The sequence below is a fragment of the Solwaraspora sp. WMMD406 genome (assembly GCF_029626025.1).
GTDB lineage: Bacteria > Actinomycetota > Actinomycetes > Mycobacteriales > Micromonosporaceae > Micromonospora_E.
On the sequence record NZ_JARUBF010000001.1, the window covers coordinates 908,129 to 931,372 of the forward strand.

Consider the following 23,244-nt stretch of genomic DNA (forward strand, 5'->3'; position numbering starts at 1 on the left):
TGTGCTCTGTCGGTCGAAAGTCTTCCACTGGGCAGGTGTGAAAGTCCAGGGTGGATCTGCTGACAGCAGAAAAATGGAAGGTGGTGCGACCTTGTCCAGTGAGCCGTTGATCAAAGTCGGCGACGTGGTGCGGCTGCGCGCCGAGGACTGGGCATTCGGCAACGGACCGGTGGCTGTCCGGGTCGCCCATCTACGGCACGGTCACGACGTTCCGCAGGTGTCCATGATCGCGGTTATGGGCACGTTCGTCGCCGGTCCCCGGGCCGGTCAGATGACGCTGCTGTCGGTGTACAAACACGCCCTGCGGCGACCCGGAGTCGTCGAACGCGACGGCCGACCAGTGGTATCCATCAATCAATGATGTGCGAAAGGACTATCCGCCATGCGTCGACTTCTGGCTTTTCTGCTGTTTCCCCGGCGTACCCGTCGACAGGCCCGGGTGCTCGCGGACCTCGCCGCCCAGGCGCGGCCGCCGGTCTCCAGGTCGCGGCCGCCGGCCGGGCGCGGTCGCAACACCGCCGCCCACCACTACCACGGCGGCGCGCGGTGGCCGTCGATCAGCCCCGGCCAGGTCCGCGACCGGCAGTTCCCGGACCGGGCCCGACGCGGCCGTGGCTACGACCCGACCGAGGTACGGGCCTTCCTGCACCTGGTCGCCGACGAGTTGGCGGCGGTGCGGGCCGAGTTGGCGATGACCCGGGACGAGAACGTACGGATCAAGCAGGCGCTGCGGGACTGGCAGTCGCGGCAGTTCCAGGCCCGGATGCCGGCGTGAGCCAGGGCCGGGTGACCGGAGGGGAATCGTGATGGTCGCTGCGGTGCTCGCCGCCGTGGTCGCGTTGCTGGTCGGCGCGGTGGCCGGGTTCAGCCTGTGTCACCACCGGCACCGCTGGTGCCCCCGCTGCGGACGTAACCTGACCTGCCCGGTCTGCACGACTGGCCGGCTGCCGCTCGTTGACGGGAGACCATAGAATCCGGCCGCACAGAATCCGCTTCTGCTGCCGACAGGGCGTTACTGCGCTATGCGGCTTGCCCGTCCAGGATCCCGTTCGGCCGGCGTGCTACGACTCGGCCGGCGTGCTACGGCCCGTGTCGCCCGGGTGGGATCGTGCCGGAAACCGCGTGCAGGAGTGCGCCGAGCACCTCGCGGGTGTGCGGTTCGTCGAGCATCTCGCCGATCCACGCCGCGGCGCCGGCCCGATCCGGGTCACGTACGTTCGGCTCCAGCCATTGCGTGGCGGCGATCTCGGCGATGTGGCCCAGTTGCGCGATGAGCATCGAGAAATCGCCGGGGCGGGCGACCGTCGCCGGACCGCCGCCCGCCGCGTACGCCGACATCAGCGCGCGTGCCCGGCCTGGATCTGACCGGCCGAACTCGAACAGCACACAGGCGAGTTCCTGACCCGGGTCGGCCGGACCGCTGTTCTCCCAGTCGATCACGCACACCCCACCCCGGGCCGTCCGCAGGATGTTGTCGGCCCACAGGTCGCGGTGACACGTCCGCAACGTCACCGGCTGCTCCAGCCACGACTCCAACGCGACCAGTTCGTCGCGCAGTGCCGCCAGCCGGCCGGCGAACGGCGCCCCGGCCTCGCGCAGCCGCTCGACCAGCCTGTCCCAGGCGGGGGCGCCCACCGGTGCGGTGTACCACGGGTCCACGTGACCGCCGGCAGGGACCAACACCCGGTGGATCGCGGCCACCGCGGCGCCCACCAGGACCGGGTCCACACCCGGATCGGGTGCTTCGAGATCGACCCACTCGTACACCCGCACCTGCCGGCCACCCACCCGGGCCAGGACAGACCCGTCCGTGGCACGTCGCACCGCCGGCGCCGGTACGCCAGCGGCGCACGCCGCTTCCTGGAACTGGGTCGACGCCCGCACTCGGTCCTCGCCAGACTCGTGGAACGGCACCTTCACCGCCCACCGGCCATCCACCGTCTCAAGCCGCCACACCTCGCCCTGCCGGCCCCGAGCGACCGGCCCGTCCGACAGCGTCCGGGCCCGGCCGAGCCCGAACCGGTCGGCCAACTCCGCAGCGTTCACGACGCCCACTACAGCACAACCGGCGCTACCCCGCGACGACGCATGCCTGTGAAGCTTCATCCCGAGTGCGAGACGCCGAGCTGCCTGGCCAGATATGCTGATCTGGCTACCAACCGGCCGAGCGACACCACCAAAGGTCAACACGCTCGCATGCCGCAGTCCGAGCGCGACGGTAGCGCGACGGTAGCGCGACGGTAGCGCGACGGTAGTGGGCACGCAGTCAGCGGTCGAGGCCGTCGACCTCCGCCGGATCATCGAAGATCACGGTCAAAGTGCTGCGATAGACGCCGGATCTGACGGCACCGTCGGTGACCGGTCACGACGCGCAGCCAACCTCGCCGAAGGCTGCCCGGGATGTCCAGCCCCGCTGCGCCGACCGAGATCCGCCGAGCGGTCGCCGACCGGGGCGTCGAGGTGACAAGCTTGGTCAACGATGCCGCGATCGGCTCTTTCGCCCTGTTTGCCGATGTGGACCAAATCAGTCGACCGCCGGGCCGCCGTTGACGTGACGGCGCCGATCGCGCTGACAGTGGCCTTCATATGGACGGAGCTGCGTGGCACCGGCCGACGGTGTTCGCTGTCGCCCCCGGAGCCACCGGCACCGACTTACAGCCGGGATGGGGCCGGACGCGGTGGTGCTCACCGCAGGGAAGGTGCGGGCCGCAGAGGACGTCGTCGCGACCGCGCCGCGCCACCTCGAGCGCCGGGATCCGGGCCCGCCGATCCGGGCCGCCCGGTTGATGTGGGTGAGGCCGTTGCGTACGTGCCCTGACCTGCCCGGTGGAGCCTCCCCAGGAGCCACCTGCTAGTCGAACGTCCAGAAGAAGTAGTAGACGGAGGGTGGGTAGCCGTACGCGCGGTACTGGCAGAGGTACGAGCTCCACAGGTCGTTCTGGACCCCGTAGGTGCCGTACGAGTTGCAGAAACTCAGGCTACTGTAGACGTTGCGGAGGGTGCCGCCCGGCGGGTCCGGGTAGTCCGCCGACGCCGGGGCGACGGTGGTCGCGAACAGTCCGGCCATGGCGATCGTGAACGCCACCAGCAATGTGGTCAGTCTTCGCATGCATGCTCCCATCGGGTCATTCGCCGACCTCCACGTGCCCTGATGCCGTGGAATCGACATGTAACGATCACATTCTTTCATCGTGATCGATGTGATGGAAGGGCTGCCGTCGGATCCTCAGTCGAGGCAGAACTCGTTGCCCTCGACGTCGCGCATCACGAGGCACGACTCGTTGAAACCATCTGCGGTCAGCAATTCCACCCGTACGCGCCGATCGAACTCTTCCCAGGAGGTGAACCCCTTCGGCGGCGGGGGAACGACGTACCCCAGCACCTCGCACCAGAACCGGGCGACGGCTCCGGCCGCTCGCAGTCGAAGGTGACCTGGAACTGCTTGACCGATGCCATCGGCCCACCATAGATGCAGGTGTAGCCTCCCGCCGCCCGGTCTCGTCCGCCACGCCGTGCCCGGCGGGCCAGTCCGTGGTGACCTGTCGCGGGGTTGATTTTGTCGCAGACAATGTCGCATTCTATTGCGACAAGAGTTGCGACATGAGTTGCGACAGAAGGGCGTGGTGACATGAGCCAGGCAGAGCACCCCGAGACCAGGCAGTGGCTCGACCGGCACGGTCTGACCGACATCGAGCCGACCCCGCTGCTCGTGGCCCGGCTGGCCGCGCGTCGGCAGGCCACCTTCTACGGCAGCGTCCTACTGGCCGGGTTCTTGATCGGCGCGGCACTCACCCACGTGTCCCGACTCGGCGACGGCACGTCGGCCCGGCTACGCCTGCTGGTGCTGACCGCCCTGGTGGTCGCGATGCTCGCGGGCCAGTGGCTGCTCGGCTGGTGGGTCCGGCGCGTCGACCGGCGGGCCGGAGCGCGACTTCCCCGACGGGTGGCGCATCCGGTCGGGTTCGGCTGGCCGGCGGTGCTGGGCCGGCCGTACGCCGTTTTCGCGGTCGCCACCTTCGCCGGCGCGCTGCTGCTCGCGGTGAGCGTCCTGCCGATCTCCGATCCTGACCTGCGCGCCGGGGCGGCTGTCGTCCTGATCGGCCTCGCCGGTGCCGGCGTCGGCACGATCCTGCAACTGCGCCAGGTGCTGACCAGTCCGGCCGTGGCGCAGGACGAGGCGTCGCTGACGGCCGACGTCATCATGCGGGTCGAGGACGCCCGCGCCCTGGTCACCCCCAACCTGGTCTGGACGCTGCCGGCCATCTTCCTGTACGGCGAGTCGCTGGGCTGGTGGAACGCGGTGTCGATCGGACTCGTCCCGGTCGGTGTCGTCGCGCTGGCCCTGATCCACCGCCGGACCGCCGACGTCGGGGCGACGGCCCGGCAGGCCATGATCGTCCGTTGATCGTCATCGACGCGGCCTCGCCGACGCCGCCGTACGAGCAGTTGCGGTCCCAGCTCGCGAAGCAGATCCAGGACCGGACGCTGGCCGTCGGCACCAGGCTGCCGACGGTCCGCCGGCTCGCCGCCGACCTCGGCCTCGCCGTGAACACCGTCGGGCGGGCGTACCGGGAGTTGGAGGAGGCCGGGCTGATCGAAACCCGGGGGCGGGCCGGCTCGTTCGTCTCCGCCGCCGGCGACCAGGCCTTGGAGCAGGCCCGCCGCGCCGCCCGCGACTACGCGACGATCATCGCTCGGGTCGGCATCGACCCGGCCGAAGCGGTTCGGATCGTCCAAGCGGCCCTCGGCCATCCGTCGACGCCGTGAACACGTTGACGCCGTGAACACGTTGACGCCGTGAACACGTTGACGCCGTGAACACGCGCTACGGGTGAGCGGCGTCGGCTTTCTGTCGCGGGTAACGACGGTGCCGCCAGCGGTCGATACCCACGTGCAGCACCAGCAACGGCAGGGCGCCCACCACGTACCAGGCCAGATCGGTGGCGTCGAAATGGGCGCCCAGGACCAGCCGCGCGAGCAGACTGCGCACGGACAGCTCCGCTGGTATTCCGGTCAGCTGGAACAGTTCGACGAGCCAGCAGAAAGCGACGGCGACCACCCCCGCCAGCGTTGGCGCGGCCCGGGGTGCCAGGACGAACACGCCGGCGTAGACCATCGACGCGTACAAAGCGGTGCCGGAGTACTGCCGCAGCGCACCGGAACTGTCCAGCACACCGTCCCCACTGGCCAGCACCCGGATGCCGAGCGCGATAGCGAGAAATCCGCCAGCGGCAGCCAGACCCGCCAGCCGTGCGCACCACCGGTCCGTCATCGGGCCACTTTAGACCGTGTGTCAGTAGGGGTTGTTGCTGGTCAACAGGTTGAGTCGGTCGGCGCGGCGGTAGCAGATCAGAGCGCATGCCAGGTGGAGGAATCCGAGGTAGTGGGAAGCCTTGCGGTCGTAGCGGCGGACCAGCCGTCGGAACCGGGTCATCCACTCGAGGCAGCGTTCGATGACGTAGCGGTGCCGGCCCAGCCGCTTCGACGACTCGACGCCCTTGCGCGCGATCCGTGCGACGATGCCGCGTGCGCGCAGCAGGTCGCGGCATTCGGGGTAGTCGTAGCCCTTGTCGCCGTGGAGTTTGGCCGGTCGTCGACGCGGCCGGCCGACCGGTTGACGCACTGGTGTGACGCCGTCGACCATGTCCTCGAGCATCCGGTGGTCGTTGAGGTTCGCGGCGGAGACGCCCACGTGCAGCGGCAACCCGCCCCGGTCGCTCATGGCGTGGATCTTGGAGCCGGGCTTGCCCCGGTCCACCGGGCTGGGCCCGGTCAGGTCCCCCTTTTCACCGCGCGTACGTGCATGCTGTCGACACTCACCCTCGACCAGTCGATCCGCCCGGCCGCGCCGAGGACATCGAGCGTCGCCCGGTGCAGGGCGGTCATCACCCCGGCCTCGACCCATTCGGCGAACCGGCGGTGCGCGGTGCGCCAGTGGACCGGGAACGAGGCGGGCAGCTTGCGCCACGAGCAGCCGGACTCCAGTACGTACAGGATCGCCGCGAGCATCGCCCGGTCATCGGTCCGCCGCCGGCCGCCGCCCTGGTGCCTTTCCGGGTGCGGCGGCAGCAACGGCCGCGCGAGGTGCCACAACGCGTCGGGGCAGTACTTCTCCACGTCATCCACACCACGTCAACGAATGACCTTGAACTTCAACAACCCCAAACGACACACGGTCTTAGGCGTTCTCCGCCGCTCCATCGTGGGCGACCATCGTGCACCTCAAGATCAATGTGAGCGTCATCGTTGTCATCCGGGGACTTTGACAACAATGACGCTCACATTGATCTTGAGCAGTCGATGACGCGGTGGCGCCTCGACCGACGACGTTCATCGGATGTCCGCAGCTCGGTGGGGCGGCGCAGGGTCAACGACTGGAAGCGGCAGTCGCCGTGGCCCGTCCAGGGCGTGGAAGTCGACGAGGTCGAACACGTTGGTGGCGTACCGCCGGATCTGCTCGTCGGTACGCAGCGAGAAGAACCGGGGCGGGTCGTGGTCGTCCCAGTCCGCGACGCCCTCGGTGCCGTCAACCTGGCGTCGATGCCTTTCGCGCGGCAGGCGACGACCATCGCCGCAGTGAGGTCGCTGGCCACCGTCACGAGTTGCGGATCTCCCTGCGAAATGTCTGGTACGAGAAGTATCCCGATCGTGTGATGATCAGCTTGGCATGGAACTTAGCGTAATGGATATTGATATGACCATGTGACAGGTGGTGCAGTTGTGCTCACTAGCGGGATCCTCCCCACCCCCAGGAGGTCTACATGCGATTCCGCCCCTCGACTTCGACAGCCACCTCGATGCGAAGGACGATCGTCCTGGCCATCGCTGGTGTCGTCGGGATCTTCGCCATCGTCACCGGCCCGGTGTCGGCCGATCCCAAACCGACAGGTGTCGACCGCGACTCGATCGCCGGCCCGTACCGGGTGCTCGGGCCGAAGACCTTCGCCGACCGCGACGCGGTGGCCAAGACCGGTGCCGCGATCGACTACATCGAGCACGGCGTCCTCAACATCACCGCGACCCGTGCCGAGATCAGGGCGATCGAGGCGCTCGGCTTCGAGGTCGAAGCGGTCCGCGCCCCGGCCCGTGACACCGGCGACGTGGGCACGATGGACTTCCCGCCCTCGGACTCGGCCTACCACAACTACGCCGAGATGACCGCCGCCGTGAACAAGGTCGTCGCGGACCATCCGACCATCGCCCGCAAGATCAGCATTGGTACGTCGTACGAGGGCCGGGACCTGATGGCGGTCAAGATCTCCGACAACGTCGCCACCGACGAGAACGAACCGGAGATCCTGTTCAACTCACAGCAGCACGCCCGTGAGCACCTCACCGTCGAGATGGCGATCTACCTGCTCAACCTGTTCACCGACAGCTACGGCAGCGACTCCCGGATCACCAACATCGTCAACAACCGGGAACTGTGGATCATCCCGAGCGTCAACCCGGACGGCAGCGAGTACGACATCGCCACCGGCTCCTACCGGTCCTGGCGCAAGAACCGGCAGCCGAACAGCGGCGCCCTGGCGGTCGGCACCGACCTCAACCGCAACTGGGGCTACCTGTGGGGCTGCTGCGGCGGCTCGTCCGGCTCCCCGTCGTCGGACACCTACCGCGGTCCGTCGGCGTTCTCCGCGCCGGAGACCCAGGCGCTGCGCAACTTCGTCAACAGCCGGGTCGTCGGCGGCACCCAGCAGATCAAGGCCAACATCGACTTCCACTCCTACTCGGAGCTGGTGCTCTGGCCGTTCGGCTGGACCACCGCCAACACCCCCAGCGGAATGACCGCCGACCAGTACAACACCTTCGCCACCATCGGCGGCCAGATGGCCGCCACCAACGGCTACACCCCCGAACAGGCGTCCGACCTCTACATCACCGACGGCAGCAGCATCGACTGGATGTGGGCCGAACACGACATCTGGGCGTACACCTTCGAGCTGTACCCCGGCTCGTCCGGTGGCGGTGGCTTCTACCCGCCCGACGAGGTGATCCCGACGCAGACCGCCCGTAACCGGGAGGCCGTGCTGATCCTCAGCGAGTACGCCGACTGCCCGTACCGGGCGATCGGCAAGGAGAGCCAGTACTGCGGCGGCGGCCCGGTCGACCCGCCGGGCACCACCGTCTGGTCGGACACCTTCGAGACCGCGACCGGCTGGACCACCAACCCCAGCGGTACGGACACCGCCAGCACCGGGCAGTGGGAGCGGGGCGCGGCCCAGGCCACCAGCTCCGGCGGGGCGCTGCAACTCACCCCGTACCAGGGCAGCAACAGCCTGGTCACCGGCCGGCTGGCCGGTTCGTCGGCCGGTGCGTACGACATCGACGGCGGAGTGACCACCGCCCAGTCGCCGGCGATCAGCCTGCCGTCGAGCGGCACGTTGACCCTGTCGCTGGCCTGGTACCTGGCGCATCTCAACAACTCGTCGTCGGCGGACTACTTCCGGGTCAGTGTGGTGCACAGCGGTGGCACGACCACCCTGTTCAACCAGGCCGGCGCGGCCAGCAACCGCTACGGCTCGTGGTCGACCGGCAGCTACAACCTGACCCCGTACGCGGGTCAGTCGGTGCGCATCGTCGTCCAGGCGGCGGACGCCTCCACCGCCAGCCTGGTCGAGGCCGCCATCGACAACGTGACGATCACCCGGTCCTGATCCACCACGTTCGCGTCGACACCGATGATCGGGCGGGTCGCGGTGCGGTGTACGTCACCGTACGGCGGCCCGCCCGCTGTCGCGGTTAAGGCAGCTCACCGGTGGTGGGTTACGGTGCTACCCGACCACCCCGCAGCGAAGCCGGTGCGAATCCGGCGCTGTCCCGCAACTGTGATGCCCCGACCTGTCGGGGTGAGCCAGGTCGCCTGCGGAGCGGTCGCGAACCGCGCTCTCGAGGAAGGGCGCCTCGCCACGTGGCCGGGTCAGCAGCACGGACTCCGACCTGTCGGCGAAGCACCAGCCCTCGACCGACAGGAGGACCAGATGAGCAGACCCCGTTGGCGGACCGCCGCCATGACCCGTACCGATGCCCGAACCGCCGCCCGGACCGGACTACGCGCCGCCGCGATCGCCGCCGCGCTGGCCCTCACCGTCGCTGGCTGCGGCGGCGGCGCGACCGATGACGAACCGCAGGCCGAGTCGAGTCCGAGCGTCGCCGCCGGTTTTCCGGTGACGGTCGGCGAACTCACCCTGGACGAACGGCCGGAACGGATCGTGGCGCTGTCGCCGACCGCGACCGAGATGCTGTTCGCCATCGGCGCGGGCGACCAGGTCGTCGCCGTCGACGACAACTCCAACCATCCGGCGGGCGTACCCACCACCGACCTGTCCGGGTTCACCCCCAACGCCGAGGCGATCGCCACCTACGAACCGGACCTGGTGGTGCTCTCCGGTGACACCAACGGCGTGGTGGCCGGCCTGACCCGGTTGACCATCCCGGTCTACCTGGCGTCGGCGGCGGTGACCCTGGACGACACGTACCGCCAGATCAGTGAACTCGGTGCGCTGACCGGGCAGGTCGACGCGGCGAACGACCTGGTCGAGGGCATGCGTACGGAGATCGACAAGCTGGTCGCGGACGCGCCGAAACCCGCCGAACCGCTCTCCTACTACTACGAACTCGATCCGACGTTCTACACGGTGACCAGTGAGACCTTCATCGGTGCGCTGTTCGACATGGTCGGGCTGGTCAACATCGCCGACCCGGCGGACGCCGACGGGGCGGCCGGCGGCTACCCCCAACTGTCGGCCGAAGCGGTGATCGACGCCGACCCGGATCTGATCTTCCTCGCCGACACCAAGTGCTGCCAGCAGACCGCCGAGACGGTCGCCGACCGGGCCGGCTGGTCGACGATCACGGCCGTCCGCGACGGACAGGTCGTCGAACTCGACGACGACATCGCCTCGCGGTGGGGTCCACGCGTGGTCGACCTGGTACGCGCGATCGTCGACGCCGTCGACGCGGCCGCCTCCTGAGGTGACGTCCGCCGGAACCGGCCAGGCCGGGGCGATGGTGCCGCGTCGTCACCGCCCCGGCCTGACGGCGGGCTGGTTCGCCGGCGCGCTGCTCGCCGTCGTGCTGGCCGTGGTCGCCGGGCTGGCCTTCGGGCCGGCCAGCCTGCCGCCGGTGCGGGTCGCCGCCGAACTGCTCAACCTCCTGCCCGGTGCGCAGGTCGACAGCGGACTGAGCGAGCGGCAGATCGCCATCGTCACCCAGCTGCGACTGCCCCGGGTCGTGCTGGCATTGCTTGTCGGCGGCATGCTGGCGTTGGCCGGCGGCTGCTACCAGGGGGTGTTCCGCAACCCGCTGGCCGACCCGCACCTGCTCGGCGTGGCAGCCGGTGCCGGCCTGGCGGTCACCGCCGTGATCGCGCTGCGACCCGGCAGCGGGGTGCTGACCGGGCTGCCGGTGACGGTGCCACTGGCCGCCTTCGTCGGCGCGATCGGCGCCGTCGCCCTGACCTACCTGCTCGGCGCGGCCGGCGGCCGAGACCGGTCCACCGCGACGCTGATCCTCGCCGGGGTCGCCGTGTCGGCGTTCCTCGCCGCCGGGCAGACCTACCTGCTGCAACGCAACGTGGACACCATCCGCGAGGTCTACTCCTGGCTGCTCGGTCGGCTCGCCACCGACGGCTGGCACGAGGTCCGGCTGATTCTGCCGTACGCGGTGCTCGCCGGCCTGGTGGTGCTGGTCCACGGCCGGGAGCTCGACGTGCTGTCGGTCGGCGACGACGAGGCGGCCAGCCTCGGCCTGCACCCCCAACGGTCCCGCTACCTGCTGCTCACCGCCGCGTCACTGGGCACCGCCGCCGCGGTGTCGGTGTCCGGGCTGATCGGCTTCATCGGGCTGATCGTGCCGCATCTGGTCCGGCTGGTCGCCGGCAGCAGCTACCGGATCATCCTGCCGCTGTCGATGCTGCTCGGCGGGGCGTTCCTCACCGTGACCGACGTGGTGGCCCGGACCGTCGCCGCCCCGGCGGAAATCCCGATCGGGGTGGTCACCGCCTTCTTCGGTGCCCCGTTCTTCGTGCTGGTGCTGCGGACCGCCCGCCGGGCGGTGGTGATGTGACCGTCCGGCGGCCGGTCGCCGGCCCTCCGGTGGTCGCCGGCACCCCGCCGGTCGAGGCGCGCGACCTGCGGATCCGGCTCGGCGGGACGCCGGTACTGAGCGGTATCGACCTGCGGGTGGCCGCCGGCGAATGGGTGGCGGTGATCGGCCCGAACGGCGCCGGCAAGTCGACGCTGTTGCGGGCCGTCGGCGGACTGCTACCGGCCGGCGGCGACCTCGACCTGTTCGGTACGCCGATCACCCGACTCAGCCGCCGGGAACGGGCTCGGCTGGTGGCCACCGTCGTGCAGACGCCGTCGATCCCGGCCGGGATGCCGGTCGCCGACTACGTGCTGCTCGGCCGGACGCCGTACATCCCCACGTTGGGCCGGGAATCCGCCGCCGACCTGGCGGCGGTGGGCGAGGTGCTCGACCGGCTCGACCTGACCGGGTTCGCCGACCGACGCCTGAGCACGCTCTCCGGTGGTGAACGCCAGCGGGTGCTGCTGGCCCGGGCACTGGCCCAGGGCGCCCCGCTGCTGCTGCTCGACGAGCCGACCAGCGCGCTGGACATCGGTCATCAGCAGGAGGTGCTGGAGTTGGTCGACGAGCTACGGCGCGACCGGGGGCTGAGCGTCGTGGCGACCATGCACGACCTGTCGGTGGCCGGCGAGTACGCCGACCGGCTGGTGCTGCTCGCACAGGGCCGGGTGGCCGCCGACGGACCGCCGGCCGAGGTGCTCACCGAGGAGAACCTGGCCCGCCACTACCGCGCCCGGGTACGGGTGATCGCCGGTGAACGGGGCCCGCTGGTGGTCCCGATCCGAGCCGCCGGCAGGACTGCCGGCCGCCGGTAGGACCTCCGCCCGGCCGGGATCACTGGCCGGCGAGCCGGATCACCGAGAAGAACGCACCCTGGGGATCGTTGAGCACAGCGAACCGGCCGTGCGGCAGATCGGTCGGCTCGACCGACACCGTGCCGCCGAGCGCGGTGGTGTGCGCGACCGTCGCGTCGCAGTCGTTGACCGCGAAGTAGACCATCCAGTGCGCGGGTAGGTCGGCCGGCCAGTCGTCACCGACCATCGGCATCATCCCGGCGACCGGATCCTCGTCGACCAGCCACTCGGTGTACATGATCGGTGGGAACGGGGTGTCCCGGGTCTCCCAGTCGAAGACGGTGCCGTAGAACTCCTTGGCGCCGTCCGGGTCCCGGGTGGTCAGCTCGTTCCAGCACAGCGCCCCCGGCACGTTGACCAGTTCCGCCCCGGACATCGCGAGCGGCTGCCACACGGCGAAGGTCGCGCCCGCCGGGTCGGTGAAGACCGCCGCCCGCCCCTGGTCCAGTACGTCGAACGGAGGCATCAGCATGGTTCCGCCGGCCGACTCGACCAGTTTGGCGGTGGCCGCCGCGTCCAACGTACCGATGTAGGTGGTCCAGGTGGGCGGCTGCCCGCCGGTCGAGACGCGGCCGGCACCGGCCACCGCCTTGTCGTCCTTGGTGAACATGACGTAGCCCTCGGCGTCCGCTCCGCCGGTGACCCGCGCGGACCAGCCGAACAACTCACCGTAGAACCGGATCGCCGCCGGCAGGTCAGGAGTGCCGAGGTCGACCCAGGCGGGCAACCCGGCCATCGCGACGGGCATGCTGACCGCTCCTCCCCGGGGTACGCGTTCGCCCACCCCCGCTGCCCGGATTCTGACACGGTTTCGCGGCGGGTGTCCGACATTCGCCTGTACGGGTGGGTGGGGTCGGTGCTGCTTCGGCGCCGGGCGATCGACAGGGCGCGCGACGGGTAATCCGGGCACAGCGGGTAACCCACGGTGGTAGCGATCCGACGGATCCGGGGGGACCGATGGTACGGCCGTACGATTCGCTGCCCGGCGACATCGACCGGGCGATCAGTGACGATCACCTCCTGCTGGACCGCTTGTTCGTGCATCTCGAGGCCCATCGGGGCGACCGGCGGATCCTCGCCGACCAGGTCGTCTACCGGATCTCGCTGCACCTGAGCGCGGAGGAGCAGACGCTGGACCCGGTGTTCGACGAACCGGCCGTCGTCGAACGGTTCGGGGAAGCGCAGATGGAACTGGTGCGTCGGGGCCGGCAGATCCGGCAACGGATCAAGGAAGCCGCTTCCGAGATAGACAGGTCGAAACCCGGCAACCCGGACTTCGAGGAGGCGCTGCGTCATCTCGTCGCGGACGTCCGGCGGCAATCGGCCGACCAGGAGACACTGCTGCTGCCGGCCCTGCGCGCGGTGATCGGCCCGCAACGGATGGCCGAGCTCGGAGCGGAGTTCAGCGCGGCCAAGCACCGTGCCCCGACCCACCCACACCCGCAGGCACCGAACACCGCTCGGAGCAGCCGGTTTCTCGGCGGCCCGACCGCGCTGCTGGACCGGCTCCGCGACCGGACCTCGGGCCGGCGCGGCTGGATCGCCACCGACGCCTCCGGGCTGCTGGAACCCCAGTCCCAGACGCTGCTCGACACCTTCGCCGCACTCGGCCCCCGACCCACCGAGACCCTCGACCCGGCGCAGGCGCGGCGACAGCCGACACTGACCGACGCGGTGGCGAAGATCCGGGCCGACCGAGGCGACCTCGACGAACGGGAACCGGTCGACTCCGTGTTCGACTACGTCATCGACGGCCCGGGTGGCGGACTGACCCTGCGGGTCTACCGGCCGACCTCCGCCTCACCGTCCGGCGGGCTACCGGTGCTCATCTATCTGTACGCCGGTGGCTGGGTGGTCGGCAGCCTGGACACCTACGACGCGACACCCAGAGCCCTGTGCAACAAGGAACGCTGCCTGGTGGTCGCGGTCGACTACCGCCACGCCCCGGAACACCCGTTTCCGGCCGCCCACGACGACGTGCTCGCCGCCACCCGCTGGTTGGCGGCCAACGCCGGCGAGATCGGTGGGGACGCCAGTCGGATCGCGATCGCGGGCGAGGCGGTCGGCGGCACCATGGCGGCGGCCACCTGTCTGCAGCTGCGCGACGCCGGCGAGCCGACGCCGATGCTCCAGGTCCTGATCCACCCGGTGACCACCATGGCCACCGACTCGGCGTCGACCGTGGACGCGGCTGAGGCCGCACCGCTGAACCGGCCGATGCTGAGCTGGTTCGCCCGGCACGCGTTCCCCCGACCGGAGCTGCTGACCGATCCCCGGGTCGCACTGCTCGACCTGCCGATCGAGCGACTGACCGGGCTGCCATCGGCGGTGGTGATCACCGTCGAACGGGACCCGCTGCGCAGCCAGGGCCAGGCCTTCGCCAACCGGCTCCGGGCGGCGAACGTGCCGGTGGAGCACATCCACTACGACGGCGTACCGCACGAATTCTTCGGGATGGGCGCGGTGCTGGACGTGGCGAACGAGGCGCAGGACCGCGTCGCCGCCGCTCTGCACGCCGCCTTCAACCCGTCCGGGCAGTCGGCCAGCGGCTGGCCGACCGGAATCTGAACCGGCGTCGCGCGCTGCGGTGTCCGGTGTCGCGGTGTCCGGTGTCGCGGTGTCGCGGTGTCCGGTGTCGCGGTGTCCGGTGTCGCGGTGTCCGTGTCGCGGTGTCCGGTGTCGCGCGTCGCGGGTGTGGCTCGGTCGCTCAGCCGGACGAGTCCCGGCCTGGTCGCCGGTCGTCCAACTCGGCGATCGTGTTGACCAGACCGGCGACGGTCTGTGGGTCGCGGGTGGTCGTCACGAAATAGCGGCGTCCGGTGAGCTCGACCCGGACCCCCGCGCCGCTGCGCAGGATCAGCCCTCGGCCACGGAGGTCAGCGTTGTGCCGGTAGCCCCAACCGCCCCAATCGGACACCCGTACGGTGGTGTGCCGCGCGCCGACGATCTCGTGCACCGGCACGGTGATCCGGGGCCAGCCGTACGGTCCGAATCCGATGTGGATGCCCCGGCGGTCGATGACGAGCCGGTTGATCGAGGTGGCCACGACCAGCGCCGCTGCCAGCAGCAGCACTGTCGCGATCCAGACGTTGAGCCAGATTCCCATGACGACGGCCAGCACGACCAGCGCCGCCGGCGCCAGCCAACCGGCACGCGAGACGGTGCCGGTCTCCACCCAGCCCGGCAGGTCCGGCGGCAGGTCCGACGGCAGCGGCGACCGGGGGAGCTCGTCGGACGGAGCACCGGTCGCCGCCGGCCGCGGCGGCGCGGCGCCGCATGCGAGATACGCCAGCGCGGTCCAGCCGGCCACGCCGACCAGCAGGGCGAGGAGGTGCCAGGTCGGAGCCGGCGCCCGATATGGATCGACCACATCGACGGCGAGCGACACGGTGATCAGCCAGATACCGGCGATGAAGCCGGCCACCGCCGCTCCGACGGTGATCAGCGCACGTCGCAGCCGCCAGCGCAGGCCCAACGGTAGGACACCCACGGCGGCGATCACCGCCCCGGCCGCCGCCCCGATCGTGAAACCGGTCACGCTGTTGGTGAGCGAACTGGTCGCGTCGACGGCATCGGCCGCGTTCCAGTGCGTCGGCAGCCGGGTCGGCAGTCGGTGCCGCCACACCTCGGCGACGAGTACGACGACGGCGACCGGCAGCACGGCGATCAGGAATCCGAGCATGCGCCGTCCGCCACCAGCCCCGCCACCAGCCCCGCCGCCCGGCCCGTCGCCGTCGGCCCGGGGCGGCGGGGCATCGTCCGCCTGTTCCATTGCCCGATTGTTTCTCAATCGGCGCCGTCACTGCCGGCTGGGGGCGGCGACTCGGCGGTCAGCGCCGCCGGTAGCGGCTCGGCATGCACCACCACCAACCGGGACACCGCCCGGGTCAGCACGACGTACAACCGGTGTGCCCCGCGTGGCTCGGCGGCGACGATCCGGGCCGGTTCCACTACCACGACGTGGTCGTACTCCAGGCCTTTCACCTGGCTCGCGCCGACCACCGCGACCGGCGTGCGCGGATCGGTGGACTCGGCGGCGGCCAGCGCGACGCCGGCCGTTTCGAGGGCCTGCCGCAACTCGGCCACGGCGGCGTCGGCGACGATCACCCCCACCGACCCTTCGTGGTGCAGCGCCGACCGGACCTCGGCCACCGTCGTGGCGGTCACGTCGTCGGTCGTACGCAGGTCGAGCGTGCCGTCGCGGCGGAGCGATACCGCAGGGGGTACGTCGACGCCGAGTTCCGGCAACAGCCGGTTGGCCAGCGCCACCACCACCGCCGGTACCCGGAACCCGACCGTGAGCGGCACCACCGCCGTGTCCGGTTTGCCGAGGTGGGCGAGCGTGTCACGCCAGCTGGTCGCCGCCCACGGGGCGGTGCCCTGCGCGAGGTCACCGAGCAGGGTGATCGACCCGTGCTCACTGCGCCGGGCGATCGCCCGGCATTGCATCGGCGACAGGTCCTGTGCCTCGTCGATGATGACGTGCCCGAATCCCTCGGGCCGGTCGAGCAGCCCGGCCACTTCGTCGAGGAGCACCAGATCCGCCTCGGACCATCGGGCGGAGGCGGGGCGGGTCGTCCCGCGCCGACCGCTCCCGGGCCGACCGCTCCCGGGCCGGTGGTGCCACAGCAGGAGTTCCTGTTCGGCCGGATCGAGCAGACCCGCTGCCGCCGCCGCCAGCCGGTCGGCGTCGGTGAACAGGTGGAACAGTACGTCCTGCGGCGTCAACTCCGGCCAGACCTGGGACATGACGTCTCGTACCGGGGCGACCCGCGCCATCCGCCGCAGCCAAGCCTCACTCGGCGATTCCGCCCGCCGGGTCTCGGCCTGTCGCTGCAGTAGCCCGACCACCCGGGCCAGCACCCGGTCCCGACCGATGCGGTACGGCGGATCCTCCGCGCGTACCTTCTCCACCACACGCCGCAGCGCCTCGACGCCGATCCGCCACCGGTACGAGCCGTCCGGCACGACGATCGGGGTGGTCGGCTCCCCGATGTACGCGGTGACCGCGCGCCGCAGCACCTCGGCCATCCGGGGATCGTGTTTGAGCGCGGCGGCCGGCAGGGTGTCCTCGGCCCGGACCGGAACCAGCCCGATCAGGTCGGCGACGGTGCGCTGCGCCACCTCGACCTCGCCGAGTGTGGGCAGGACGTCCGCGATGTAGCTGAGGAACGCCCGGTTCGGCCCGAGGATCAGCACCCCGGCGCGGCGTAGCCGCTCCCGGTGGGCGTACAGCAGGTACGCCGCCCGGTGCAGCCCGACCGCGGTCTTGCCCGGTCCCCGGTTCTAGCACATAGTTGGTGCATGGACATTGATACTCCTCCAACGGTTGTGGATCTTTACCTTCGCTTGTCTGACCTGCGGGTCGAGGACTTGAACAGCGATGGCGAGAGCAAGGGGCTCGTGGAACACGAGCGGTTGTTGCGGGACCGTGCGGGTCAGCTCGGGTGGACGGTCGGTGAGGTCATTGTCGAGAACGACATGGCTAACGGCAAGCCTAAACCGGCGTCGGCGTTCAAGCGGCGCAAGATTCGGCTGCCGGACGGGTCGACGGTGTTGCGGGTGATCCGGCCGGGGTTCACCCGGTTGTTGGACCGGGTGCGGGGCCGTCGGTCGCAGGCGGTGTTGGCGGTGGACCTGGACCGGGCGGTGCGTGATCCTCGGGATCTGGAGGACATGATCGATGCTGTTCAGGAGACGGGTGCGAACGCGCAGTCGTTGTCGGGGTCGTTGCGGTTCACCGACGGTGGTACGGACTCGGAGATCACGCTGGCGCGGGTGATGGTGACGATGGCGAACAAGTCCAGCCGGGACACGGGGCGGCGGGTCCGTGGGGAGCGGTTGCGGCAGGCGATGCACGGTCAGTGGGGTGGGGGTCGGCGGCCGTTCGGGTTCTGTGGCGGTCCGCCGCCGGTCGGGACTGGTGACCCCGGCCAGTACGTGTGCTCGTGGCACGGTGGCCGGGACTGCCAGAGCGGTGTCACGCGTGTCGAGGTGGAGGCGGCGGTGATCGAGGACTGTTCGCAGCGGCTGCTGCAGGGGGCGTCGCTGCGGTCGTTGGCTGCGGAGTTGCGGGCGGGGTCGGTGTCGACGGTGAGTGGTGCGGCGTGGTCCGCCGAGGGGTTGCGGGACATTCTGCTGCGTCCGCGTAACGCGGGGTTCATGGTGTACGGCGGGCAGATCCTGGAGGAGGTGGTCGCGCCGTGGAAGCCGATCGTCGATCCGGCGGTGTTCTTCGCCGTGCGGGATCTGTTGACGGATCCGTCCCGGCGGTCCGGGCCGGGGGCGGCGGCCCGGTGGGTGGGGTCGGGGATCTACCGGTGCGGGGTGTGTAACCCGCCGGGTGTGGAGGCGGAGCGTCCGGTGACGGTTCATGTCACCGTCGCGGGGCGTGCGCCTCGGTACACGTGTAAGGCGCGTAACCATCTGGCCCGTAATCAGGCGCATGTGGACGCGACGGTGTTCGCGCATGTGGTGTACGCGGTGACGCATCCGCGTGCGTTTGAGTTGCTGGCGGAGCCTGCCCCGCAGGTCGATGTGGAGGGGTTGCGGGCGCAGCGGGCTGCGATCCAGCAGCGTGTGAAACGGATTTTGGCGGATGAGTTGCGGGGGTTGGAGACTCGCGAGTACGCGCGGGAGGCCCGCCGTGAGGCCGCCGCGATGGTCGCCGAGATCGACGCCCAGCTGCACGCGAACGTGGGTAGTGATCCGTTGTCGCCGTTGGTGAACGCGCCGGACCCGGTGACGGCGTGGCGGGACGCCCCGCTCGCTGACAAGCGGGTGGTGATCGACCGGTTGATGACCGTGACGATTCTGCCGTCCGGGCGGAAGGGACGTGGGTTCGACCCGACCACGGTGCGCATCGAGCCGAAACATGACCTCGGTACCTTGGCCGCCGTGTAGCCGCTGTGCCCTTTCTGGGCGTGCGCCTGCTATTGAGGTGGGGTGTGGGCTGCGTGTCGTGCGTGGACGCGTCGGCGGGTGGGGTTGGCGTAGGTGGCGACACCTGCGACGAGGATCGTGATGGCGGCGGCCCAGGATCTGGGGTCGGTGTCGTGGCGGGCTGGCCAGTCCAGCGGGGGCAGATCGATGCCGGCACCGGCGGTGACCAGGCCGGTGGTGAGCAGGGTGGTGGGGATGGTCCAGCCCATGGTGGTGTGGAAGAACGTTGTTCCGATCAGGGTGTATCCGAGTAGTCCGAGGTAGTTGCGGATGGCGCCGGGTGCGGTGATGGCGCCGGTGACTGGTTGGGCGGCCCAGGCGACGAGCCCGACGCCGACGGCGGCTGCGGCGGTGAGGTAGAACAGGTCGTATCGGTCGACGCGGCGAACGGCGAGGTGTTCCTGCAGTGGCAGGGTGGACCAGATGGCGATGGTCGTGAGGTAGGCGGTGATCGCGGGAAGGACTGCGGCCCATGGCAGTGGGATCGGTGTGGTGGTGCCGATGATCAGGTGCTGGCCGGCGAGTTCCCGGGAGACGGCCGCGACGATGACGAGGGTGAGCAACAGGGGCACCGCTCGTCGCGATTTGGTCAGGAGCCGGTGACCGGTCATGTGAACGCGCCGGGGGTCACGGAACACTGACGGACGGCGTCGGCGTGGACGGTCAGCCACTGCTGCTGGGCGGTGAGTGGCAGGCGAAGGAAGCGGTTTTTGGCGTGCTGCTGCGCGGTGTCTCGTGGGATGAACAGGCTCTCGTTGCCCGCTGCCCATGCGACGAGTAGTTGGGCCATCGCGTGACCGCTGGTCTCGCGTCCCACGGCGCAGGAGTCAGCGCCGAGAGCTGCGATGGCGATGTCGATGCCTGCGCGGTCGTAATGGTCGGCGCTGGGGGCGTCGAGGGCGAAGGCGATCGCGCCGGGTGTGGGCTGACCGCCGACGCCTCGGGGGCGGTGCTCGACCCGGGTGATGGCGAACGGTGTGGATTCCAGTCGCTGGCCGATGGCCCGTGCTCGTTGTCTGATCGCCGAGATGCTGCTGGTAAAGGCGGGGTGGACGCAGACCTCGGGTGAGGAGCCAACGCAGGACCAGGTGATGTGGCGGTTCAGGGTGGTGAATCGGCCGTTCTCGCCGATCACGGTTGCGGCGCCGGCGACGACAAGTGCTGCCGACAGGGCAGCCGCTGGGATCACCGACCGAGCCTGGGAGCGGACCTTGATGGCGACCAGGGTGAGGGCCAGCAGACCGAGGCCAGTGAACCACAGGATCTGGCCTCGCATCGTCGGCGTGTGTGGCGTGTTGAACGGCAGGACGATCTCGACGGTGATCGGGAACAGCGCGTACGTGGTCCCGCTTTGCCCGAGGTTCAAGATGGTCGACAGGTAGGTGACCAGAGCCGCCACGAACGGGGTGAACCGGCCCGGCAGTAGGACACCAACGGCGTAGGCGACCGCGATCACGGCGGTGAACCCCATGCCGGCGGACGCCAGCCACCACCAGAATGGTCCACCCCACGTCGCTGAAGTTGCTGTAGGTAGCAGCGTTGCCGCCGTGACCAGGCCGTAGGCGGTGACGGCGCACGCCACCAGCACGCCGGCCTCGACCAGCGGAGCCTGCGCCGGATCCCGGCCTGCGAGAAGCCAGGCGTAGCGCGTGCCGCGACGCTGCGATCGTCCTCCCGCCCAGGCGGCGATGCCCGCACCCAGCGGAGCCATCAGTACCGGGGCGCTTGCCGCCGCGCCCGTGGCATACGACCAGACGGTGTCCGTGCTCAGCTGGGCGCGGGCCATGAACACGCCGACGGCCACCAGGACCGGAAGGGTCCACAAACCTGGTCCTCGGCGTAACTCGATACGGATCAGAGTCACACAGACACCACCCGCGAGCGACGCAGCGTGGCGAGGTAGCCGCGCTCCAGATCGCTGTCCCCGTCCCCTTCCGAACTGGCCAGGCTCTCCAGCCCTCCGACTGTTCCCGTGAACGCCACCGCACCACCGTGAAGAACCACGACGGTGTCCGCGACATGCCGGGCATCCTCCACCACGTGCGTACTGACCAGCACTGCCGCATCGCCGGCTAGCGTACGTAGAACGCGGCGCAATTCGATCCGTTGCTGTGGATCGAGACCAGCCGCCGGCTCGTCGAGGATGAGCAGCGCCGGCTCATGGACGATGGCGTGCGCGATACCCGCCCGGCGCAGCATGCCGCCCGACAGGATTCCCATGCGGGAGCTGGCCTGATCGGTCAGGCCCATCAGCCCGACTGCCCGATCCACCTTCGCGTCGAGATCCCGTCCCGAGACGCCCTTGAGCCATGCGGCGTAGGCGACGAATTCCCGGACGGTGTAGCCGGGATAGTGGGATACGACCTGCGGCAGGAACCCGACACGCGCCGCGACGGCCCGGAGACCGCCTCGACGCAGAACATCGCGACCGAGGACGTGAAGAGTTCCCGACTCTGGGCGTTTGAGGCCCACGATGGTGCTCAGCAGTGTCGTTTTTCCAGCGCCATTTGGCCCGAGGAGGACCGTCACCCCGGCCGGAACGATGAGGTCAAGATCGTGAAATACTTTTCGTTTCCCGTATCGCTGCGTCAGCCCACGCCCCACGACTGGGTCATCCATCACGATCCCCCCGATCGGTTGAGTTCAGCAGGTGTTCACCAGCAGGTTCCCGGTGTCCATGTAGGTCGGGTGAGAGGTGAAGAACGAACGGCCGTAGTAGTTGGCGCTCCGTCCGCCATCACAGCTACTGGTGCTGGCGATATAGAGGGTACCGGTATAGTAGTCGTCGTAGCTGGACACCACGGGGTCGGGCAACAGTGTCACGTGCCTCTTGATCTCGACGCGGAAGGTGCGAGTCGCCGACGAGGAGCACGACGCGTTGTTCCACGCCGTCATATAGCCACCGCTCTGGCTAAGGGCGATGTTGCCCTGGGAGCAGCCCGGCGGGTTTGCCCATGCCGGACTGGCGACCGCCAGGACGGACAACCCAAGAGCTCCCGCCAACACGGCTCCGATCAATCGCCTCATGCGATTCTCCAGATCTTCGTTCCAGGATGACCAACGAACGTCTCGACAGTGACTGGCTAAATTCACTACACCACTCGCCAGCGCCCAGGGTCAATGCGCGACCCCGTCACAGACAGTCATTCGGAGAACTCTCAACTCATCCACATTCCGAATACACTCACAGAAATCAGCAGCAACTCTCCAAATCAGACAAATTGCTTCGGCGGCATGTTCGGCGTCCGAAGGAATGATCTTCAGAGTCGGGACGAATTCTTGACTGATTCACCAGGGCGCAAGCTCCACGCCCGCCCCGGCCGCCACAGCTGTCGCGTTTCACGGGCAACAACGATTCCCGATGCACACAACGTGCACTGGTCGGTCCCGACGGCGGCTCCGCTGCCGGGCGGGGCACTCCCGAAGGAGCGCCCCGCCACGCGCGCGTTTGTCTCTATCCGTCGCTGCGTCTCGTCTGTCGTCGACGTCGGCCGAGTAACGCGGCGACGGTGGCGCGCTGCGCGTCCGTGAGCGGCGGCCACTGGTCGACGTTGGCGGTCACGTGGGCCATCAGCGCCTGGTCGCGGAGGATGGCCCGGAGTGCCGCCAGTTCGGGGTCGTCGGTGTCGCGGGGCGCGGCCATCGCGGCGAGGCGCTCCCGCATGATCGCCTGCACCTCCGAAGGGTCGCTCTCCCGCTTGTGGTCGTGCTTGGGTGGGGCTGGCGGGTCCGGTCGGCTGATGCGGGCTGTTGTCCGGGTGCGGGGTGGGTGGGTGGCCAGCGGTAACGTCCCCCTGGCGTTGGGCTGGCCGCGTGGGTGGTCGGCGGGGGTGGAGTCGCTCTCGGGCGTCGTTGGCTGGTGGAGCGTTCCCCTGTCGCCTGGTGGGCGACGGCGTGGGTCAGGTGTCGTCTGGCTTGTGGCCATCGTCCTCCACTGTTGGTTCCGCTGGTTTCCGGTTCGCTGCGGTCATCGCTTTTCGCCTTTCCTTCAGTTGAGAATGACGCGGGGGCGTTACCACCCGCGCTACCCGTAGCCCTCGGAAACAGCCGTTTCCGGCACGAGGCGACACGGAAGAACAAAGCCCGACACCGGCCGGGACAATATGGTGTGATTAAGTGCACAGATTTGTATCCGGGTATCAATGTCGAGGCGTTACCAGGTGCGCGTAGGCGTTACCGCCCCCGGCTGGCGCTATGGGGTTACCGGTAGCGCCCAGACCGTCGGGGCAACGGGTGTTACCAGTACGACGGCACCGGTCAGTGCCTTGTGCGGACGGCCGGCGGCACCCCTGCGACACGCTCGTAGTGCTGTACGCCGCTCGTGCCGTGCTGTACCGTCCCGTATTGATTGGTCCTTGCC

General features: G+C 69.6%; 22 protein-coding genes, 3 pseudogenes and 1 riboswitch. Of the genes and pseudogenes, 11 read left to right on the forward strand and 14 right to left on the reverse strand.

Annotation, left to right across the window (positions count from 1 at the left end; genetic code table 11):
- Positions 1–91 precede the first annotated feature (91 nt).
- The 3 genes from O7632_RS04050 to O7632_RS04060 are packed head-to-tail and all read left to right on the forward strand — an operon-like array spanning position 92 to position 971.
- Positions 92–361, forward strand: coding sequence for a hypothetical protein (locus O7632_RS04050; protein ID WP_278111549.1), 270 nt, complete (start codon positions 92–94; stop codon positions 359–361).
- A 21-nt stretch (positions 362–382) separates the two neighbouring features.
- Positions 383–775 carry a DivIVA domain-containing protein gene (locus O7632_RS04055; RefSeq protein WP_278111551.1) on the forward strand — a complete coding sequence of 131 codons (393 nt, stop codon included), beginning with the start codon at positions 383–385 and terminating at the stop codon, positions 773–775.
- A 31-nt stretch (positions 776–806) separates the two neighbouring features.
- Positions 807–971, forward strand: a complete 165-nt coding sequence (locus O7632_RS04060) for a hypothetical protein (protein WP_278111553.1) — start codon at positions 807–809, stop codon at positions 969–971.
- Positions 972–1,080: 109 nt separating this feature from the next.
- Here the strand turns inward: O7632_RS04060 and O7632_RS04065 are convergent, their stop codons facing one another.
- The 3 genes and pseudogenes from O7632_RS04065 to O7632_RS04075 all read right to left on the reverse strand — a co-directional run bounded on the left by O7632_RS04065 (position 1,081) and on the right by O7632_RS04075 (position 3,456).
- The gene (locus tag O7632_RS04065; RefSeq protein WP_278111554.1) at positions 1,081–2,046 is read right to left on the reverse strand and encodes a phosphotransferase; all 966 of its coding nucleotides are present in this window, start codon (positions 2,044–2,046) and stop codon (positions 1,081–1,083) included.
- A gap of 805 nt (positions 2,047–2,851) precedes the next feature.
- Entirely contained in the window at positions 2,852–3,109 is a 258-nt protein-coding gene (locus tag O7632_RS04070; RefSeq protein WP_278111555.1) for a hypothetical protein, read from the reverse strand.
- Positions 3,110–3,226: 117 nt separating this feature from the next.
- Positions 3,227–3,456, reverse strand: a pseudogene (locus O7632_RS04075) (VOC family protein).
- Positions 3,457–3,628: 172 nt separating this feature from the next.
- Here O7632_RS04075 and O7632_RS04080 point away from each other — a divergent pair.
- The gene (locus O7632_RS04080) at positions 3,629–4,405 is read left to right on the forward strand and encodes a hypothetical protein (protein ID WP_278111557.1); all 777 of its coding nucleotides are present in this window, start codon (positions 3,629–3,631) and stop codon (positions 4,403–4,405) included.
- Positions 4,402–4,767 (forward strand): GntR family transcriptional regulator, encoded by a 366-nt coding sequence (locus O7632_RS04085; protein WP_278111559.1) that lies wholly within the window; start codon positions 4,402–4,404, stop codon positions 4,765–4,767. The genes O7632_RS04080 and O7632_RS04085 overlap by 4 nt, the downstream gene beginning before the upstream one ends.
- A 58-nt stretch (positions 4,768–4,825) precedes the next feature.
- Here the strand turns inward: O7632_RS04085 and O7632_RS04090 are convergent, their stop codons facing one another.
- The 3 genes and pseudogenes from O7632_RS04090 to O7632_RS04100 form a co-directional block, all read right to left on the reverse strand.
- On the reverse strand, positions 4,826–5,272 hold the full coding sequence (locus O7632_RS04090) for a DUF2809 domain-containing protein (RefSeq protein ID WP_278111561.1): 447 nt from the start codon (positions 5,270–5,272) through the stop codon (positions 4,826–4,828).
- Positions 5,273–5,293: 21 nt separating this feature from the next.
- Positions 5,294–6,117, reverse strand: a protein-coding gene (locus O7632_RS04095; RefSeq protein WP_278119771.1) for an IS5 family transposase whose coding sequence is annotated in 2 segments (ribosomal slippage) — positions 5,294–5,778 and positions 5,778–6,117 — 825 coding nt in all. Because the reading frame shifts where the segments join, the coding sequence is not laid out codon by codon here.
- A 236-nt stretch (positions 6,118–6,353) separates the two neighbouring features.
- Positions 6,354–6,528, reverse strand: a pseudogene (locus O7632_RS04100) (SAM-dependent methyltransferase); the annotation flags it as partial.
- A gap of 269 nt (positions 6,529–6,797) precedes the next feature.
- Between O7632_RS04100 and O7632_RS04105 the strand changes: the two are divergent.
- From O7632_RS04105 to O7632_RS04120, 4 genes are all read left to right on the forward strand, one after another.
- On the forward strand, positions 6,798–8,657 hold the full coding sequence (locus O7632_RS04105) for a M14 family zinc carboxypeptidase (RefSeq protein WP_278111563.1): 1,860 nt from the start codon (positions 6,798–6,800) through the stop codon (positions 8,655–8,657).
- Positions 8,658–8,766: 109 nt separating this feature from the next.
- Positions 8,767–8,906, forward strand: a riboswitch (adenosylcobalamin (AdoCbl) riboswitch).
- A gap of 105 nt (positions 8,907–9,011) precedes the next feature.
- Complete coding sequence (locus tag O7632_RS04110; protein ID WP_278119806.1) at positions 9,012–9,974, forward strand: ABC transporter substrate-binding protein; 963 nt, start codon at positions 9,012–9,014, stop codon at positions 9,972–9,974.
- Between the two features lie 34 nt (positions 9,975–10,008).
- Positions 10,009–11,067, forward strand: coding sequence for an iron ABC transporter permease (locus O7632_RS04115; RefSeq protein ID WP_278119807.1), 1,059 nt, complete (start codon positions 10,009–10,011; stop codon positions 11,065–11,067).
- A gap of 29 nt (positions 11,068–11,096) precedes the next feature.
- On the forward strand, positions 11,097–11,903 hold the full coding sequence (locus tag O7632_RS04120; protein WP_278119808.1) for an ABC transporter ATP-binding protein: 807 nt from the start codon (positions 11,097–11,099) through the stop codon (positions 11,901–11,903).
- A gap of 19 nt (positions 11,904–11,922) precedes the next feature.
- On the opposite strand, the gene O7632_RS04125 is transcribed toward O7632_RS04120, so the two are convergent.
- A complete protein-coding gene (locus O7632_RS04125; protein WP_278111564.1) occupies positions 11,923–12,690 on the reverse strand; it encodes a VOC family protein in 768 nt (255 codons plus the stop codon).
- 209 nt (positions 12,691–12,899) lie between these two features.
- On the opposite strand from O7632_RS04125, the gene O7632_RS04130 reads away from it, so the two are divergent.
- Positions 12,900–14,510, forward strand: a complete 1,611-nt coding sequence (locus O7632_RS04130) for an alpha/beta hydrolase (protein ID WP_278111565.1) — start codon at positions 12,900–12,902, stop codon at positions 14,508–14,510.
- Between the two features lie 139 nt (positions 14,511–14,649).
- On the opposite strand, the gene O7632_RS04135 is transcribed toward O7632_RS04130, so the two are convergent.
- Both O7632_RS04135 and O7632_RS04140 read right to left on the reverse strand, forming a co-directional pair.
- Positions 14,650–15,714, reverse strand: a complete 1,065-nt coding sequence (locus O7632_RS04135) for a hypothetical protein (protein ID WP_278111567.1) — start codon at positions 15,712–15,714, stop codon at positions 14,650–14,652.
- 14 nt (positions 15,715–15,728) lie between these two features.
- A pseudogene (locus tag O7632_RS04140) lies at positions 15,729–17,216 on the reverse strand (AAA family ATPase); the annotation flags it as partial.
- Between the two features lie 99 nt (positions 17,217–17,315).
- Here O7632_RS04140 and O7632_RS04145 point away from each other — a divergent pair.
- Positions 17,316–18,845, forward strand: coding sequence for a recombinase family protein (locus O7632_RS04145; RefSeq protein WP_278111569.1), 1,530 nt, complete (start codon positions 17,316–17,318; stop codon positions 18,843–18,845).
- 29 nt (positions 18,846–18,874) lie between these two features.
- On the opposite strand, the gene O7632_RS04150 is transcribed toward O7632_RS04145, so the two are convergent.
- From O7632_RS04150 to O7632_RS04170, 5 genes are all read right to left on the reverse strand, one after another.
- Positions 18,875–19,456 carry a hypothetical protein gene (locus O7632_RS04150; RefSeq protein WP_278111570.1) on the reverse strand — a complete coding sequence of 194 codons (582 nt, stop codon included), beginning with the start codon at positions 19,454–19,456 and terminating at the stop codon, positions 18,875–18,877.
- Between the two features lie 35 nt (positions 19,457–19,491).
- A complete protein-coding gene (locus O7632_RS04155) occupies positions 19,492–20,748 on the reverse strand; it encodes a hypothetical protein (RefSeq protein WP_278111572.1) in 1,257 nt (418 codons plus the stop codon).
- On the reverse strand, positions 20,745–21,503 hold the full coding sequence (locus tag O7632_RS04160) for an ATP-binding cassette domain-containing protein (RefSeq protein ID WP_278111574.1): 759 nt from the start codon (positions 21,501–21,503) through the stop codon (positions 20,745–20,747). The genes O7632_RS04155 and O7632_RS04160 overlap by 4 nt, the downstream gene beginning before the upstream one ends.
- Before the next feature lie 24 nt (positions 21,504–21,527).
- Positions 21,528–21,911 (reverse strand): hypothetical protein, encoded by a 384-nt coding sequence (locus tag O7632_RS04165; protein ID WP_278111576.1) that lies wholly within the window; start codon positions 21,909–21,911, stop codon positions 21,528–21,530.
- A 427-nt stretch (positions 21,912–22,338) separates the two neighbouring features.
- The gene (locus O7632_RS04170; RefSeq protein WP_278111578.1) at positions 22,339–22,560 is read right to left on the reverse strand and encodes a hypothetical protein; all 222 of its coding nucleotides are present in this window, start codon (positions 22,558–22,560) and stop codon (positions 22,339–22,341) included.
- Between the last annotated feature and the right edge of the window lie 684 nt (positions 22,561–23,244).